General features: G+C 70.8%; 15 protein-coding genes. 10 read left to right on the top strand and 5 right to left on the bottom strand.

Features of this window, described 5'->3' with window-relative positions:
• Positions 1 to 72: 72 nt before the first annotated feature.
• Positions 73 to 768: a tRNA (guanosine(37)-N1)-methyltransferase TrmD gene (trmD, locus tag RS82_RS07090; RefSeq protein ID WP_045297898.1), complete on the top strand. Its 696-nt coding sequence runs from the start codon at positions 73 to 75 to the stop codon at positions 766 to 768.
• 104 nt (positions 769 to 872) lie between these two features.
• Here the strand turns inward: trmD and RS82_RS07085 are convergent, their stop codons facing one another.
• Genes RS82_RS07085 through nirB form a run of 4 tightly spaced genes read right to left on the bottom strand, consistent with a single transcriptional unit; the run spans position 873 to position 5,750 of the window.
• Positions 873 to 2,009 (bottom strand): uroporphyrinogen-III synthase, encoded by a 1,137-nt coding sequence (locus RS82_RS07085; RefSeq protein ID WP_045297897.1) that lies wholly within the window; start codon positions 2,007 to 2,009, stop codon positions 873 to 875.
• Positions 2,006 to 2,779 (bottom strand): uroporphyrinogen-III C-methyltransferase, encoded by a 774-nt coding sequence (gene cobA, locus RS82_RS07080; protein ID WP_045297896.1) that lies wholly within the window; start codon positions 2,777 to 2,779, stop codon positions 2,006 to 2,008. The genes RS82_RS07085 and cobA overlap by 4 nt, the downstream gene beginning before the upstream one ends.
• A complete protein-coding gene (gene nirD / locus RS82_RS07075; RefSeq protein WP_045297895.1) occupies positions 2,776 to 3,174 on the bottom strand; it encodes a nitrite reductase small subunit NirD in 399 nt (132 codons plus the stop codon). The genes cobA and nirD overlap by 4 nt, the downstream gene beginning before the upstream one ends.
• Positions 3,171 to 5,750 carry a nitrite reductase large subunit NirB gene (gene nirB, locus RS82_RS07070; RefSeq protein ID WP_211255883.1) on the bottom strand — a complete coding sequence of 860 codons (2,580 nt, stop codon included), beginning with the start codon at positions 5,748 to 5,750 and terminating at the stop codon, positions 3,171 to 3,173. The genes nirD and nirB overlap by 4 nt, the downstream gene beginning before the upstream one ends.
• Before the next feature lie 390 nt (positions 5,751 to 6,140).
• Between nirB and glgX the strand changes: the two genes are divergently transcribed.
• Positions 6,141 to 8,345 (top strand): glycogen debranching protein GlgX, encoded by a 2,205-nt coding sequence (gene glgX / locus RS82_RS07065; protein WP_045297894.1) that lies wholly within the window; start codon positions 6,141 to 6,143, stop codon positions 8,343 to 8,345.
• 22 nt (positions 8,346 to 8,367) lie between these two features.
• On the opposite strand, the gene map is transcribed toward glgX, so the two are convergent.
• Positions 8,368 to 9,150, bottom strand: coding sequence for a type I methionyl aminopeptidase (map, locus tag RS82_RS07060; protein WP_045297893.1), 783 nt, complete (start codon positions 9,148 to 9,150; stop codon positions 8,368 to 8,370).
• Between the two features lie 119 nt (positions 9,151 to 9,269).
• Here map and RS82_RS07055 point away from each other — a divergent pair, with 119 nt between their 5' ends.
• From RS82_RS07055 to dprA, 8 genes are all read left to right on the top strand, one after another.
• Complete coding sequence (locus RS82_RS07055) at positions 9,270 to 9,764, top strand: hypothetical protein (protein ID WP_045297892.1); 495 nt, start codon at positions 9,270 to 9,272, stop codon at positions 9,762 to 9,764.
• Positions 9,765 to 9,932: 168 nt separating this feature from the next.
• Positions 9,933 to 10,283, top strand: coding sequence for a 50S ribosomal protein L19 (rplS, locus tag RS82_RS07050; RefSeq protein ID WP_045297891.1), 351 nt, complete (start codon positions 9,933 to 9,935; stop codon positions 10,281 to 10,283).
• A 132-nt stretch (positions 10,284 to 10,415) separates the two neighbouring features.
• On the top strand, positions 10,416 to 11,192 hold the full coding sequence (lepB, locus tag RS82_RS07045; RefSeq protein WP_045297890.1) for a signal peptidase I: 777 nt from the start codon (positions 10,416 to 10,418) through the stop codon (positions 11,190 to 11,192).
• Positions 11,189 to 11,848 carry a ribonuclease HII gene (locus tag RS82_RS07040; RefSeq protein WP_045297889.1) on the top strand — a complete coding sequence of 220 codons (660 nt, stop codon included), beginning with the start codon at positions 11,189 to 11,191 and terminating at the stop codon, positions 11,846 to 11,848. Before lepB ends, RS82_RS07040 begins: the two co-directional genes overlap by 4 nt.
• A 61-nt stretch (positions 11,849 to 11,909) precedes the next feature.
• Positions 11,910 to 12,233, top strand: a complete 324-nt coding sequence (locus RS82_RS07035) for a DUF2469 family protein (RefSeq protein WP_045297888.1) — start codon at positions 11,910 to 11,912, stop codon at positions 12,231 to 12,233.
• A 112-nt stretch (positions 12,234 to 12,345) separates the two neighbouring features.
• A complete protein-coding gene (locus RS82_RS07030; protein ID WP_045297887.1) occupies positions 12,346 to 12,714 on the top strand; it encodes a YraN family protein in 369 nt (122 codons plus the stop codon).
• Entirely contained in the window at positions 12,711 to 14,234 is a 1,524-nt protein-coding gene (locus tag RS82_RS07025) for a YifB family Mg chelatase-like AAA ATPase (protein ID WP_045297886.1), read from the top strand. The genes RS82_RS07030 and RS82_RS07025 overlap by 4 nt, the downstream gene beginning before the upstream one ends.
• Complete coding sequence (gene dprA, locus RS82_RS07020) at positions 14,231 to 15,418, top strand: DNA-processing protein DprA (protein ID WP_211255882.1); 1,188 nt, start codon at positions 14,231 to 14,233, stop codon at positions 15,416 to 15,418. The genes RS82_RS07025 and dprA overlap by 4 nt, the downstream gene beginning before the upstream one ends.
• The last annotated feature ends 62 nt before the right edge of the window (positions 15,419 to 15,480 follow it).

Genomic DNA, 15,480 nt, shown 5'->3' with positions numbered 1-15,480 from the left:
CACGGATGCCGCGGCCCGAGGTGGGCGCCCCGTCACACGTCGGAAACACGCGGGGCTTCTAGACTCGAAGGCATGCGCGTCGACATCGTCACGATCTTCCCGACGTTCTTCGACGTGCTCGGCGTCTCGCTGATCGGGAAGGCGCGGGACCGCGGCATCCTCGACATGCATGTCCACGATCTGCGGGACTGGACCCACGATCGCCATCGCACCGTGGACGACACCCCGTATGGCGGGGGTGCCGGCATGGTGATGAAGCCCGAGCCCTGGGGCGAAGCACTCGACGACGTGCTGAGCGACGACGCCGTGCTGCTCGTGCCGTCGCCCGCCGGCGAACTGTTCTCGCAGCCGATGGCCCGGGAGCTCGCCGACGAGAAGCACCTCGTGTTCGCCTGTGGGCGGTACGAGGGGATCGACCAGCGCGTCGTCGACCATTACTCGGCGGGTGGGCGGGTGAGGCTAGTGAGCCTCGGCGACTACGTGCTGAACGGGGGAGAGGTCGCGGCGATGGCGGTGATCGAGGCCGTGTCGCGGCTCATCCCGGGAGTCGTCGGCAACCCCGAGAGCCTCGTCGAGGAGTCGCACGAGCTCGGGCTGCTCGAGTACCCGAGCTACACGAAGCCCGCCGAATGGCGCGGGCTCGAGGTGCCGCCCGTGCTGCTCAGCGGCAACCACGGCGCGATCGCCGCATGGCGGCACGAGCAGAGCCTCGAACGCACGCGGGCGCACCGTCCGGACCTGCTGACGGAGCCGGATCCTGCGGCCTGAGGGCGGGCGGTCCCCACGGCTCCTCCACGCGCCGCCGGCGCGTGGCGCGGAGCCTCCGGCCGCGTGGGCTCAGCGGCGGCCGCCGCAGGATCACCTGCGACGCGTCAGGCGGGGTCGATGACGTTGAGGCGGTAGCCGCGCTTCACCACGGTCTTGACCAGGTCGGGAACGCCTAGCGACTCGCGCAGCCGCGCGACGGCCATCTCGACGGCGTGCGTGTTCTCGCCCGAGCGCGGGAGCGCCGCCTGCAGACGCGGCCGCGAGACCACGCCGCCCTGGGCGTCGAACAGCGCGGCCACGATGTCGGTGGCGCTGCGCGACAGCGGGATGTGCCGGCCGTCCAGCACGATGCCCGTGCTGCGCAGCTCGAGACGGCCGGCAGCGGTCGGGAGCGATGCCGCGCCACCCCCGCCGAAGTGTGTGACGACGGCTCGCACGAGCGAGCCGAGGCGACCGCGCTCGGCGATCAGCGGCTGAAGGCCCGCCTCCTGGAGCGGGCCCGCCGTGATCGGCCCGACGGCGGCCATGAGCAGGCGTCGCTCCACCTCGCGCTCGACGATCTCGGCGAGCACGCCCTCGTTCCGTGCGGCCGCGATCCACTCGGCGGCGCCCGGGGCGGACGTGAACAGCACCGCGTCGACCTCGCCCTGCGCGGCGGCGACGACCGAGCGGGAGACCGCCGCGGGGTCGGGGGGAGGGCCCCAGCGGTACACGGTCAGGCTCACCACGTCGGCGCCCGCACCCTCGAACAGCTCGTCGAGGCCGTCGGCGCCCGAGCCGTGGTGCTGGACTGCCACGCGCCGGTCGGCGACACCCTCGGCGAGGAGGTACTCGCCGAGCTCCGCGGACGTCTCGGACTCCGCCACCCAGTCTGCGGTGAGACCCGCCTGCTGGATCGCGCCGCGCGCCTTCGGGCCGCGTGCGACGATCTGGGCGCGGGACAGTGCGGCGTGGAGGTCGTCGAGCAGTCCTGCTTCGTCGGCGGCCTCCATCCAGCCGCGAAAGCCCACGCCCGTCGTCGCGACGACCACGTCGGGCTGCTGCGCGATGAGCTCGCGCGTCGCGGCGATGAGGGCGTCGTCGTCGATGTGGGGGACGATCGTGAGCGCGGGGGCGTGGCGCACGTGAGCGCCGTGACGCTCGAGGGCAGCGGCCAGCTCGGAGGAGCGACGATCGACGGCGATGACGATCGTGCAGCCGTCGAGTGCGGCCGAGAGGGTGGGGCGTGGGGTGGAGCTCAAAGGACGATGTCACCTGCCAGTTGGGGGTCGGGAAGCAGCAGCCCGGCTCGGGCGACCTCGCCGACCACGATGACGGCAGGGTTGCGCACGCCGGCGAGGCCTGCATCGACCACGACCGACCCCAGAGTACTGCGTGTCGTGCGCTGGTCGCGGTGGTGACCGCGCTCGACGATGGCGACGGGACGATCCGCGGGAACGCCGGCGTGGAGGGCGTCCGAGACGATGCGGGGCAGTGCGCCGACGCCCATCAGGATGACCGTCGTCACGCTGTCGTCGCGCAGGGCCGCGAGCGTGGCTTCGGTCACCTCTGACGGCCCGTTCATGATGTGCACGGCTCCCGCGACACCGCGATGGGTGATCGGGATGCCGGCTGCCTGGGGCACCGCGACGGCGCTCGAGATGCCGGGCACGACGTCGACCGGCACGCCGGCCGCGAGGCATGCGGCCACCTCCTCGCCGCCGCGGCCGAAGACGAAGGGGTCGCCGCCTTTGAGGCGCACCACGCGCTTGCCCGCGCGGGCGCGGTCGACGAGGAGCTCGTTGATCTCGTCCTGCGGCACGGGGTGGTGGCCTGGCAGCTTGCCGACGTCGATGATCTCCACGTCCGGACCGACATGGTCGCGGATGTCGGTCGGACCGAGCCGGTCCATCACGACGACCTCCGCGCGCGTCAGCAGGCGCCATGCACGCAGGGTGAGCAGGTCGATGGGACCGGGGCCGCCGCCGATGAGGTCGACGCGGCCGACGGTGCTCTTCGCCCGCCCGGTCATCCCTCTCCCTCCCAGCGGACCAGCACATGTCCGTCGTCGACGGCCACGGGCCAGACGTGCAGGCTCTTCGGCTCCTTGCCCTGGGTGTCGAGGCAGACGCCCGTGCGCAGATCGAAGACCTGCTTGTACATCGGCGAGGCGACCGTGGGCACGTCCTGGCGGGTGCCGACGATGCCGCGCGAGATGACGTGCGCGTGGCTGTAGGGGTCGAGGTTCGAGACGGCGTGGACGCGGCCCGTGGAGCCGTCCGGCCCGTGGAGGAGGAAGAGTGCGATCTGCGTGCCGCCCAGGAGGGCGGCGCGGCCGCGCTCGATCTCGAGATCGTCGAGCGCGCACACGCGCACCCAGCCGTCGGGGGCGGTGTACTCGGCCGTCTGCGGGTCGACGAGGGTCATCGGCGCACCTCCAGGGTCGTTCCGGCGATGAGCACGCGCGAATCGGCGCGCTCGTCCTCGGTGGCGGGTCGGGGCTGGCCCCGCTCGGCGGTGTAGGCCAGCGAGGGGTCGGGAGTCGACGGTGCGTTGACGAACGACGCGAATCGGCGGAGCTTCTCGGGGTCCTCGAGGGTCGCCTTCCATTCGTCCTCGTACGAGTCGAGGTGGGCCGCCATCGCGGCGTCGAGGTCGGCGCAGATGCCGAGGCCGTCCTCGAAGATGACGTCGCGCAGACCTTCGATCCCGCCGTCCAGGTCCTCGAACCACGGCGCGGTACGCTGCAGGCGGTCGGCGGTGAAGATGTAGTACATCAGGAACCGGTCGATCGCCGTGAGGAGCTCGTCGTCGCTGAGCCCCTCGGCGAGCAGCACCGCGTGGCGGGGCGTGAACCCGCCGTTGCCGCCGACATACATGTTCCACCCTGCCTCGGTGGCGATCACGCCGACGTCCTTGCCCCGGGCCTCCGCGCACTCGCGCGCGCAGCCCGAGACGCCGAGCTTGATCTTGTGCGGCGAGCGCAGACCGCGGTAGCGAAGCTCCAGCTGCACGGCCATGCCGACCGAGTCCTGCACGCCGTAGCGGCACCACGTCGAGCCGACGCACGACTTCACCGTGCGCAGCGACTTGCCGTATGCGTGCCCCGACTCGAAGCCGGCGTCCACGAGCTGCTTCCAGATCTCGGGCAGCTGCTCGAGGCGTGCGCCGAACATGTCGATGCGCTGGCCGCCCGTGATCTTCGTGTAGAGCCCGAAGTCCTTCGCGACCTGGCCGATCACCAGCAGCCCCTCGGGCGTGATCTCGCCGCCGGGGATGCGGGGCACCACCGAGTAGCTGCCGTCCTTCTGGAGGTTCGCCATCACGTGGTCGTTGGTGTCCTGCAGGGTGGCGTTCTCGCCTTCGAGCACGTGTCCGCGCACGAGCGTCGACAGGATGCTGGCGAGTGCCGGCTTGCAGATGTCGCAGCCGCGGCCGGTGCCGAAACGCTCGATGACGGCGCTGAACGTCGTGAGACCCGACACCCGCACGGCGTCGAACAGCTGGCGGCGCGACATGTCGAAGTGCTCGCAGATCGCGTTGCTGAGCGCCGCTCCGGACTTGGCGAGCTCGGTGCCGACGATCTTCTTGACCATCATCACGCAGGAACCGCACGCGGCCCCGGCCTTCGTGCAGGACTTGATGGCCGCGACATCCGTGCAGCCCTCCTCGTGCACCGCGTGCCGGATCGCTCCCGCCGTGACGCTGTTGCAGGAGCACACGAGCGCCTCGTCGGGGAGGTCGCCGGTCGGCGCGGCCACACCGCCCTCGGGCATGAGGTAGGCAGCCGGGTCACCGCCGAGCGCGCCTCCGACGAGCGGGCGGAGCGACCCGTATGCCGACGCGTCGCCGACGAGGATGCCGCCGAGCAGCGTCTTCGCGTCGTCCGACAGCACGAGCTTCTTGTACACACCGGCCACCGGGTCGGCGTAGGTGACGTCGAGCGCGCCGGGGGTCTCGGCGAAGGCGTCGCCGAAGCTGGCCACATCGACTCCCGAGAGCTTGAGCTTGGTCGACAGGTCGTAGCCGGGGAAGGATGCCTCGCCCCCGAGCAGCCGCGTCGCGGCGACCTCGGCCATCGCATAGCCGGGAGCGACGAGGCCGACGCACATTCCGTCGAAGTTGGCGACCTCCCCGATCGCCAGCACTCGGGGGTCGGAGGTCTGACAGCCGGCGTCGATCAGCACGCCGCCGCGGGGGTGCACGTCGAGCCCGGCGCCCCGCGCCAGCTCGTCGCGCGGGCGCACGCCGACGGTGAACACCACGACGTCCGTGCGGGCATAGGTGCCGTCCCGGAACTCCAGGCCGGTGACCTGCCCCGAGCGATCGGGATCGAGCCGGGTGGTGACGGCCTCGGTCTTGACCGTGATGCCGCGCGACTCGATGAGACGGCGCAGCGCGTTGCCGGCGGGCAGGTCCAGTTGCGCTGACATGAGCCGATCGGAGGACTGCACCACCGTGCAGTCGACGTCGAGGCCCTGGAGGGCGCCTGCGGCCTCGAGCCCGAGGAGTCCGCCGCCGATCACCGTGCCCACGAGCGGACGCCCGAGCTCGGCCGAGCGGCGCTCGACGAACTGCTCGAGCTTCTCGACGTCGTCGAGGGTGCGGTAGACGAAGCACCCCTCGAGCCCGAAGCCGTCGACCGAGAGGCGTGCGGCGTACGAGCCGGTCGCGAGGACGAGTCGGTCGTAGGCGACGCTGGTGCCGCTGCGGGTCGTGACGCGGCGCGCGGCGCGGTCGATGCGGGTGACGGCCTCGCCGCGGAGGAACCGCACGCGCTCGTCGTCGAGCACCGCGCGCTCGAGCTCGAGGTCTTCGGGTGAGACGCCGGCGAAGAATCCGGTGAGGCCGACCCGATCGTAGGGGTGACGCCCCTCCTCGCCGATGAGCGTGATGCGCCACTCGTCGCCCGCCCGGCTCAGCAGGCTCTCGACGAAGCGGTGCGCGACCATGCCCGCGCCGACGATCACCACGTGGGTGCCGAGGGCAGGGGTCTCGTTCATGCCGTCACCGTACGCCGGCGATGTTGCATCAGCGTCAGCGTCGTGTTTCCGGCTGTTGACACGGTCGCGGTGGGCCATGGCTCCTCCTCGGGGGCGGACGTCTCGGTGAAGCTGACGCTACGAGCGCGGTGTTTCACCGTCGGACCACGCGCGGTTACCCCGAGCGAACGTTTCGATCACACCGCCCGGCGCGAGGAAGTGAGAAGAGCGGAATGGATGCTGCGCCGCGCGCGAGCGCGCGGGGCGGTCTCCTGCGAGCTGCTCGCTCCGCCGTTCCGACGCTCGACGGCTTCCCGCGGGCGGTCGGCGAGATCGCTGGACGCGTGAGCTCCAGGGTTCGGCGATCCTGCTCCGATAAGGTGTACCGACCCGACGGCAAGGAGAAGATTCGTGCACACCTGGCCGGGATCGGCATATCCGCTCGGAGCGACGTTCGACGGGAGCGGGACGAACTTCGCGCTGTTCAGCGAGGGGGCGGAGCGGGTCGAGCTGTGCCTGTTCGGAGAGCGCGGCGCGGAGACGCGCGTCGATCTCGTCGAGGTCGACGCCTACGTCTGGCACGCCTACGTTCCGAACATCCAGCCCGGTCAGCGCTACGGCTACCGCGTGCACGGCCCGTACGACCCCGCGAACGGGTTGCGGTTCAACCCCGCGAAGCTGCTCCTGGATCCCTACGCGAAGGCGGTGGAGGGCAGCATCCGGTGGGGGCAGCCCGTGTACGGCTACACCTTCGGCGACCCGGATTCGCGCAATGACGAGGACTCCGCCGCCGACATGATGAAGGGCGTCGTCGTCAATCCCTTCTTCGATTGGGCGGGCGACCGGCGTCCGCGGACGCCGTACTCCGAGACCCTCGTCTACGAGGCCCATGTACGCGGGCTCACGCAGCGGCACCCTGCCATCCCGGAGGAGATGCGGGGCTCCTACAGCGCGATCGCCCACCCTGCGATCATCGAGCACCTGCTCAAGGTGGGGGTTACGGCGATCGAGCTCATGCCCGTCCACCAGTTCGTCGACGATGCGATCCTGCAGGACAAGGGGCTGTCGAACTACTGGGGCTACAACACGATCTCCTACTTCGCCCCGCACAACGCGTACTCCGCGACCGGTCACCGCGGTCAGCAGGTGCAGGAGTTCAAGGGCATGGTCCGGGCGCTGCACGCGGCCGGCATCGAAGTGATCCTCGATGTGGTCTACAACCACACGGCCGAGGGCAACCACCTGGGCCCAACGCTCTCGATGCGCGGCATCGACAACGCCGCCTACTACAAGCTCGAAGACGACGACAAGCGGTTCTACACGGACTACACGGGCACGGGGAACAGCCTCAACGTGCGCAATCCCCACTCGCTGCAGCTGATCATGGACTCGCTGCGCTACTGGGTGCTCGACATGCACGTCGACGGATTCCGCTTCGACCTCGCGTCGGCGCTCGCGCGCGAGTTCTACGACGTCGACCGTCTGTCGGCGTTCTTCGAGCTGGTGCAGCAGGATCCGGTGGTGTCGCAGGCGAAGCTCATCGCCGAGCCGTGGGACGTCGGCCCCGGCGGTTACCAGGTCGGCAACTTCCCGCCGCAGTGGACGGAGTGGAACGGCAAGTACCGCGACACGGTGCGCGACTTCTGGCGCGGCGAGCCGCAGGCGCTCGGCGAGTTCGCCTCACGGCTCACCGGGTCGGCAGACCTCTACGAGCACTCCGGACGCCGGCCCGTGGCATCCGTCAACTTCGTCACCGCCCACGACGGCTTCACGCTGCGCGATCTCGTGTCGTACAACGACAAGCACAACGACGCCAACGGCGAGGACGGACGCGACGGCGCCGACGACAACCGCTCGTCGAACTTCGGCGTCGAGGGGCCGACCGACGATCCCGCGGTGCTGACGCTGCGCGCCCGACAGCAGCGCAACTTCATCGCGACCCTGCTGCTCAGCCAGGGCGTGCCCATGCTGCTGCACGGCGACGAGATCGGACGCACCCAGCGCGGCAACAACAACGGCTACGCGCAGGACAACGAGACCACGTGGGTGGACTGGGATGCCGCGGACATGCCGCTGCTGGAGTTCACCGCCGCGCTGGCGCGGCTGCGGCGCGACCACCCGACGTTTCGTCGTCGCCGGTTCTTCGAGGGCCGCCCCGTCCGCCGGGAGGTCGGCCGGGCGCTGGCGGACATCGCCTGGCTGCGTCCCGACGGCACCCTCATGCAGCCGGAGGACTGGGACTCGGGCTTCGGGCGCGCGATCGGCGTGTTCCTGAACGGCGGGGGGATCCGCGAGCGCGACCGCCGCGGCGACGAGATCCGCGACCGGCACTTCATCGTGCTGTTCAACGCCGGCGACGACATCATCGACTTCCACATCCCGGTCGTCGAGAACAGCCCGGACTGGGAGGTGTTCGTCGACACCGCCGGCGAGCGCGCGGACTCCGCCATCGTCAAGCCGGGCGACGTGCTCCGCCTGGCCGCGAAGTCGCTGATCGTGCTGTGCGAGCACCCCCGCGCAGAGGCGGCGGCGGATCACTCGGTCGCGGCGTCGCTCGCGGCGCTCACGCCAACGACGTCTCCCGCGCACGCCCCGAGCGCGGAGATGCGCACCTGACCGCAAGCGCGCGTTCTGCGCGTCAGTTCACGCCGAGCCATGAGCGATCGGTGAGGACGATGGGACCGCCCTCGGTGATCGCCACGGTGTGCTCGGAGTGCGCGCCGCGCGACCCGTCAGCCGATCGCAGGGTCCAGCCGTCGGGGTCGGTCACCAGCTCGTCGGTGGTCTGGAGGAACCACGGCTCGAGGGCCAGGACGAGGCCCGCGCGCAGAGGGTAGCCGCGTCCGGCCTTGCCGTCGTTCGCCACGTGGGGGTCGCCGTGCATCTCCCGCCCGACCCCGTGGCCGCCGAAGTCGGTGTTGATCGAGTAGCCGTCGCCGTGGGCGACTTCGGCGATCGCCGCCGAGATGTCGCCGATGCGGTTGCCGACGGTCGCCGCGGCGATCGCGGCATCCAGTGCGCGCTCGGTGGTGGCGATGAGGGAGAGATCCTCGTCGCGCGGCGTGCCCACGACGAACGACACGGCGGAGTCGGCGACCCAGCCGTCGATCGAGACGGCGAAGTCGAGCGAGACCAGGTCGCCGTCGCGCAGTGCGTAGTCGAAGGGGAGACCGTGGAGCACCGCGTCGTTGACGGAAGTGCAGATCACCTTGCCGAACGGCCGGGCGCCGAACGAGGGGTGGTAGTCGATGTAGCACGACTCGGCGCCCGCGCGGCGGATCAGCTCGTGCGCGCGGCGGTCGATGGCGAGGAGGTTGGTGCCCACCTTCGTGTCGTCGCGCAGCGTCGCGAGCGTCTCGGCGACGAATCGCCCTGCGGGCTTCATCGCCTCGATCTCGGCAGGCGTGCGCAACTCGATCATGTGGGGGATCCTCTCGTTCCCCTCCATTCTGTCTGACCCGTCGGCACCGGGCTGGGAGGATGCTCCGCGGCGCGCGGAAGCGGACCACGGGGGTCGTGTGCGGGCGTAGCATCGGTGGCATGTGGCTGCGTCGCGCATTCTTCGGCTGGCTGATCCCGTCCGCCTTCCTGCTGCCGCTGTGGCTCCTGGTCGGATGGGCCGTGTTCAACGCAGGGGGCTGGGCGTTCCTCTGGGTGCTGTTCCTCGCCATCCCTGGCGTCTTCCTGTGGCAGTTGCTCCTCACGGTGCTGGTGCGGGCGCGCGGAACGGTGCGGGCTCACCGCGCCGTCTCCTGGTGGGACGTCCTCGGGTTCACCGTGTGGCACCTCCTCGTCATCTCGCTGGGCTTGTTCGCCGAGGCGTGGTGGGCGCCCGTCATGGTGGTGGCGATCCTCGCGGGCGTCGGGCTCTTCTGGCTCGAGCTGTGGCAGCTGTGGAGCGAGGCGCGGCCCTCGCGATTCGTCCTGCACACGTCCGAGGGCGTCGCGTACATCCCCGCAGAAGCCGACGCGCCGGAGGCGGCTCGGCGCGAGGTCATCGTCATCTCGGAGAAGCAGACTCCACCCGCGAGCTGACGCGGTTTGGCCGGGTGCGGCATCCATGGCAGAATGGCTGTTTGTGCCCTGACCGGTTCTGCCTCAGGGGAACCAGCTGAACGGCGTCACGCCGAAGGCCTGCGGCACGCTCAGTCCTTTACCATCCTTCCCGCGGTCGACCTGTGGCGGCCGCAGAGAGAGACGATCATGCAGATCCTCGACGCCGTCGACGCGGCTTCACTCCGCTCCGACATCCCCGCCTTCAACGCCGGCGACACCGTGAAGGTGCACGTCAACATCACCGAGGGCAACCGCTCGCGTATCCAGGTCTTCCAGGGCGTCGTCATCGGCCGCTCCGGCGATGGCGTTCGCGAGACCTTCACGGTCCGCAAGATCAGCTTCCAGGTCGGCGTCGAGCGCACCTTCCCGGTGCACTCCCCGGTCATCGACCACATCGAGGTCGTGACCCGCGGTGACGTGCGTCGCGCGAAGCTGTACTACCTGCGCAACCTCCGCGGCAAGAAGGCCAAGATCAAGGAGAAGCGCGAGAGCAACTGACGCTCTCCCCGCAGCGCTGTCACGAAGCCCCGGACCGACCAGGTCCGGGGCTTCGTCCGTACTCCGGAAGGGCCGGAGTGTGCGACCCTTGAAGGCGGGTCGCCGCGACCGTCGGCGCCCGCGAAGGAACTCATGACGACCGAGAAGTCGGCTCCGGCCGAGCCGGCGCCCGGGCCCGAGCCCGCCGCGACCATTCAGCCGCGTCGTCGGGGCTGGCTGGTGTTCGTGCGCGACGTCGTCGTGATCATCCTGATCGCAGTGCTCGTCTCGCTCGTGGTCAAGACCTTCCTGGTGCGGTCGTTCTACATCCCCTCGGGGTCGATGGAGGACACCCTCCATGTCAAGGACCGCATCCTCGTCGACGAGATCACGCCGCGCTTCGGCGGCTACGAGCGCGGCGACATCGTGGTGTTCCAGGATCCGGGCGGATGGCTCCCGCCCAGCACGGCACCCGCGCGTCCTCCGATCGTCGAGGGCGTCGAGTGGGTGCTGTCGCTCGTCGGACTCGCGGCGCCCGACAGCGACGACCACCTCGTGAAGCGCATCATCGGCGTCCCCGGCGACCACGTCGTGTGCTGCAACGCCATCGGGCAGATCACCGTCAACGACGTGCCGATCGACGAGAGCGCGTACCTCAAGCTGCCGGCGGGGGAGACCGCGGCCTCGGGTGATCCCTTCGACGTCACGGTTCCCGAGGGCAGCCTCTGGGTGCTCGGTGACAACCGTTACCGATCCAAGGACTCGCGGTACAACACCGATCAGCCAGGCAAGGGCTTCGTGCCCATCGACAACCTCGTGGGCCGTGCGTTCCTCGTGACGTGGCCGTTCGACCGGTTCGGACTGCTGGACTTCCACCACGACGTGTTCGCCGGGGTTCCCGACGCGGAGCCGGAGGGCGGCGGGAAGTGACCGTCGCCGAGCCCCGTCTCACGCTCGAGCGCCGGCTCCTGCGGGAGCACGCGCTCGTCATCGCATGCGACGAGGTGGGGCGAGGGGCGCTGGCCGGGCCGGTCGCGGTCGGCGCGGCGGTCGTGGACGCCCCGCGATCGCGCAAGCGCATTCCGCAGGGGTTGCGCGACTCGAAGCTCGTTCCGGAGCCGAAGCGCGCTGATGTCGCGGCACGCGCGGCCACCTGGGTCGCCGCCAGCGCCGTCGGATGGGCGAGCTCCGAGGAGATCGACGAGATCGGGATCATGCGCGCCCTCGGGCTCGCCTCGATCCGTGCAATCGCGGATCTCCGCGCGCACGGCGTCGTGCCGGAGGACGCCATCGTCATCCTCGACGGCAACTACGACTACATCCGTCCCGCCGGCGAGTGGGGGCTCACGGTGCGTCCGGTGATCAAAGCCGACCGCGACTGCGCCTCGGCGGCCGCGGCATCCGTCATCGCGAAGGTCGCGCGTGACCGTCTCATGACCGAACTGCACGACGAGCTCCCCGCATACAACTGGGCCCGCAACAAGGGCTACGCCAGCCCCGACCACCGTCAAGCCATCCGCACGCATGGCATCAGCCGGCACCACCGGGCCTCGTGGTCGATCGGCGAGGCGCCCACGCTCTTCTGAACGTTCGCCACACGCGCATGCGGGTCGCCGCGCCCGCCCGCGCCCATAGGATGGATTCACCATGGATGACGAGGTCTTCGAAGACTACGACCGCGAGCTCGAACTCGCTCTGTACCGCGAGTACCGCGATGTCGTCTCGCAGTTCCAGTACGTGATCGAGACGGAGCGGCGTTTTTACCTCGCGAACGAGGTCAACGTCGTGCGCCGCGACACCGAGCACGATTTCTACTTCGAGATCTCGATGTCCGACGTCTGGGTCTGGGACATCTACCGCGCCGATCGCTTCGTGAAGGCCGTGCGCGTGCTGACGTTCAAGGACGTCAACGTCGAAGAGCTCTCGCGCCGCGATTTCCACCTCCCCGAGGAGCTCTCGCTCGACACCTGAGCGGTCCTGACGCTTCCTCCCCAGCCCACCGATTCGGGGACGCAGCTCGAGTTCTGAACGGATGCCGCACCCTCGCGTCCGCGCGCCTGCACTCGCGCGCGACGATGCCGGAATGGCAGATAAAGACGTCCTCGGGCGCGCGGGCGAGGATCGCGCGGCCCGCTACTTCGAGGCGCGGGGATTCACCGTCCTCGCACGCAACTGGCGATGCCGCGACGGCGAGATCGACCTCGTGGCCGCCGACCGCTCGACGGTCGTCGTCGTCGAGGTCAAGACGCGGCGTGATGAGGGGTTCGGGCACCCGTTCGAGGCGCTCGACGCCCGCAAACGGGGAAGGCTCTGGCGCCTCTCGATCGCGTGGGCGAGTGCGCACCGCGAGCTCGTGCAGGGACGGCGGCTGCGCATCGACGCGATCGGCCTCATCGGCCCCGATCCCGGCACCGCGCGCCTGGAGCATCTCGTCGACGTGGAGGTGCCGTGAAGGTCGCACGCACGTGGGCCGTCGCCCTCGTCGGGGCCGAAGGCGAATGCGTGGAGGTCGAGGCGGACCTGTCGAACCAGCAGCCGGACTTCCGCATCATCGGGCTTCCCGACAAGGCGCTCGGCGAGTCGGTCCAACGCGTGCACAACGCCTGTGCGAACACCGGCACGCCGCTTACGCGACGACGACTCACGGTGAACCTGTCTCCCGCGAGTCTGCCCAAGCAGGGGTCCGGATTCGACGTGGCCATCGCGGTCGCGTCCCTGGCGACCGAGACGTCCATGGACGCGGTCTCTGTCGCGTCGGCGATCCACATCGGTGAGCTCGGACTCGACGGTCGCCTCCGGCCGGTGCCGGGGGTGCTCCCGGCGGTGGTCGCCGCTCGGCGAGCGGGGCATCGACGCGTCGTGGTTCCCCACGCGAACGGCCCCGAAGCCTCGCTCGTGGACGGCATCGAGGTCCTCGCCGCCGTCAACCTCGCGCAGGTGATCGCGTGGCACGGCGGCGACGTCGAAGTCGCCGACGACGCACCGGTCGCCCTCCCGGACGACGAGGAGGCAGCCGAGCCGACGCTCGATCTCGCGGAGGTGATCGGGCAGCGCGACGCCGTCGAGGCGCTCGTCGTCGCGGCTGCGGGCGGTCATCATCTGCTGATGTGCGGACCGCCTGGAGCCGGCAAGACGATGCTCGCCCGGCGCCTGCCGGGCATCCTCCCCGAACTCGACGATCGCGCGGCGCTGACCGCGGCCTCGATTCGGAGCCTGGCGGGCTCCCGAGTGGTCGAGCTCTCCCGCACCCCGCCCTTCGTCGCTCCGCATCACAGCGCGAGCGTGGCCGCCTTGGTGGGCGGCGGCACGCGAGTGGTGCGCCCGGGGGCGATCGCGCGCGCGAGCGAGGGCGTCCTGTTCCTCGACGAGGCGGGCGAGTTCGCAGCCAGCGCGCTGGACGCCCTGCGCCAGCCCCTCGAGTCCGGCACCATCACGATCGACCGCGCGGGCGCGCACGCCGAGTATCCGGCACGGTTCCAGCTCGTGCTGGCGACGAACCCGTGCCCGTGCGGCGACCACGGCATCCGCGGCGGCACGTGCACGTGTCCACCGGCAGCGATCCGCCGCTATCTCGGCCGGCTGTCCGGACCGCTCCTGGACCGCATGGACATCGAGCTGACCCTGACGCGCGTCGCAGTGGCGCAGCGCGGCACCGGGCCGACGGTGTCCACCGAGAGCGCACGAGCGCAGGTCGCCGATGCGCGGGCACGCGCGAGCCGCCGCCTCGCGGAGACACCGTGGAAGGTGAATGCCGACGTGCCGGGCACATGGCTGCGCGAGGGACCTGCTGCGCCGTCTCCAGTCGTCCGCCGCCCGCTCGATGCCGCACTTCACCGCGGAGCGCTCACCCTGCGGGCTTATGACAGGGTCCTGCGCGTCGCCTGGTCACTGGCCGACATCGAGGGCCGCGCCCAGCTCGGGGCGGAACATGTCGGGCGCGCCCTGTACCTGAAGAAGGGGATCTCACTGTGATCGCGTTCGACCTGAGCGCAGGCGCCGCCCAGCAGGCGCTGTCGCCCGCGGGCATCGAGTTCGACGCGCAGGAGGCGCGGGCACGGTATGCGACGGCCGTCTGGTGCCAGCTCATCGAGCCCGGCGACTCGGTCGCCGGCCGCATCATCGGCGCGCGCGGCCCGGTCGCGGCGCTGGAAGCCGTGCTGGCAGACGGGGAGTTTCCCGAACTCACGCCGAAGGAACTCGTCGACGCGCGCAAGAGATGGCTGCCGCGGCTGTCGGCGGGCGCGGTCGCCGGTTCCCTGGCCGCGGCGGCCGCACGGGGCGTCACGCTGCTGACGCGCGGCGATCCGGACTGGCCCACGCAGCTCGACGACCTCGGCGCACATGCGCCGCTGTGCCTGTGGGTGCGCGGTGATGCCTCGGCGCTGCGCCGGCTCGAGGCATCCGTCGCCGTCGTCGGCGCCCGGGCCGCCTCTCACTACGGCGACCATGTGGCGAGGGAGCTCGCCGCCGAACTGGCGGCCAGCGGCATCGCCGTGGTGTCGGGCGGCGCCTACGGCATCGATGGGGCAGCCCACCGCGCCGCACTTCGCGCCGGCGGACTCACCGTCGCACTGCTCGCTGGCGGTGCCGACCGCGCGTACCCCGCGGGTCACACGCAGCTGATCGACGACGTCGCCCGACGAGGTGTCGTGGTGAGCGAGGTCCCATGCGGCGCCGCGCCGACGAAGTGGCGCTTCCTGCAGCGGAACCGCCTGATCGCCGCGCTCTCGGCCGCCACCGTCGTCGTCGAAGCCGGCTGGCGCAGCGGCTCGCTCAACACCGCGGGCCACGCGGCGGCGCTGTCGCGCCCCCTCGGCGCCGTCCCGGGTCAGATCACATCGGCGACGTCGGCGGGTACGCACCGGCTCATCCGGGAGTACGGCGCCCAGTGCATCACGAGTGCGGATGACGTCCGGGAGCTGCTGGGGATGCCAGGAGAGACGGATGCCGCAGCCCCCGGAGACGGGGCGTACACCGGGGACGCGACCCGCGTGAAGGACGCCATGAGCACCCGCGTGTGGCGGGATGCCACCGAGATCGCGCGGCGCGCGGGGATGGCGGCCGACGTCGTCGGGGGGATCCTCGGGCTGCTGGCGCTCGATGGCGCGGTCGAGTCGGGGATCGAGGGCTGGCGGCTGGCACGGATCGGAGGGTGATCGGCGAGCGGCGCACCGCCCTCCGGTGCGTCGCAACACCGCCGCGTGCGCCGGCGGGCGCA

Source organism: Microbacterium trichothecenolyticum (genome assembly GCF_000956465.1).
GTDB classification, from domain to species: Bacteria; Actinomycetota; Actinomycetes; order Actinomycetales; family Microbacteriaceae; genus Microbacterium; species Microbacterium trichothecenolyticum.
This window is presented reverse-complemented; position numbering and strand designations above follow the sequence as displayed.

Coding starts and splice junctions, on each gene's coding strand:
- trmD (WP_045297898.1), top strand. CDS start 73: ATGCGCGTCGACATCGTCACGATCTTCCCGACGTTCTTCGACGTGCTC.
- cobA (WP_045297896.1), bottom strand. CDS start 2,779: ATGACCGGGCGGGCGAAGAGCACCGTCGGCCGCGTCGACCTCATCGGC.
- nirD (WP_045297895.1), bottom strand. CDS start 3,174: ATGACCCTCGTCGACCCGCAGACGGCCGAGTACACCGCCCCCGACGGC.
- nirB (WP_211255883.1), bottom strand. CDS start 5,750: ATGAACGAGACCCCTGCCCTCGGCACCCACGTGGTGATCGTCGGCGCG.
- map (WP_045297893.1), bottom strand. CDS start 9,150: ATGATCGAGTTGCGCACGCCTGCCGAGATCGAGGCGATGAAGCCCGCA.
- RS82_RS07055 (WP_045297892.1), top strand. CDS start 9,270: ATGTGGCTGCGTCGCGCATTCTTCGGCTGGCTGATCCCGTCCGCCTTC.
- rplS (WP_045297891.1), top strand. CDS start 9,933: ATGCAGATCCTCGACGCCGTCGACGCGGCTTCACTCCGCTCCGACATC.
- lepB (WP_045297890.1), top strand. CDS start 10,416: ATGACGACCGAGAAGTCGGCTCCGGCCGAGCCGGCGCCCGGGCCCGAG.
- RS82_RS07035 (WP_045297888.1), top strand. CDS start 11,910: ATGGATGACGAGGTCTTCGAAGACTACGACCGCGAGCTCGAACTCGCT.
- RS82_RS07030 (WP_045297887.1), top strand. CDS start 12,346: ATGGCAGATAAAGACGTCCTCGGGCGCGCGGGCGAGGATCGCGCGGCC.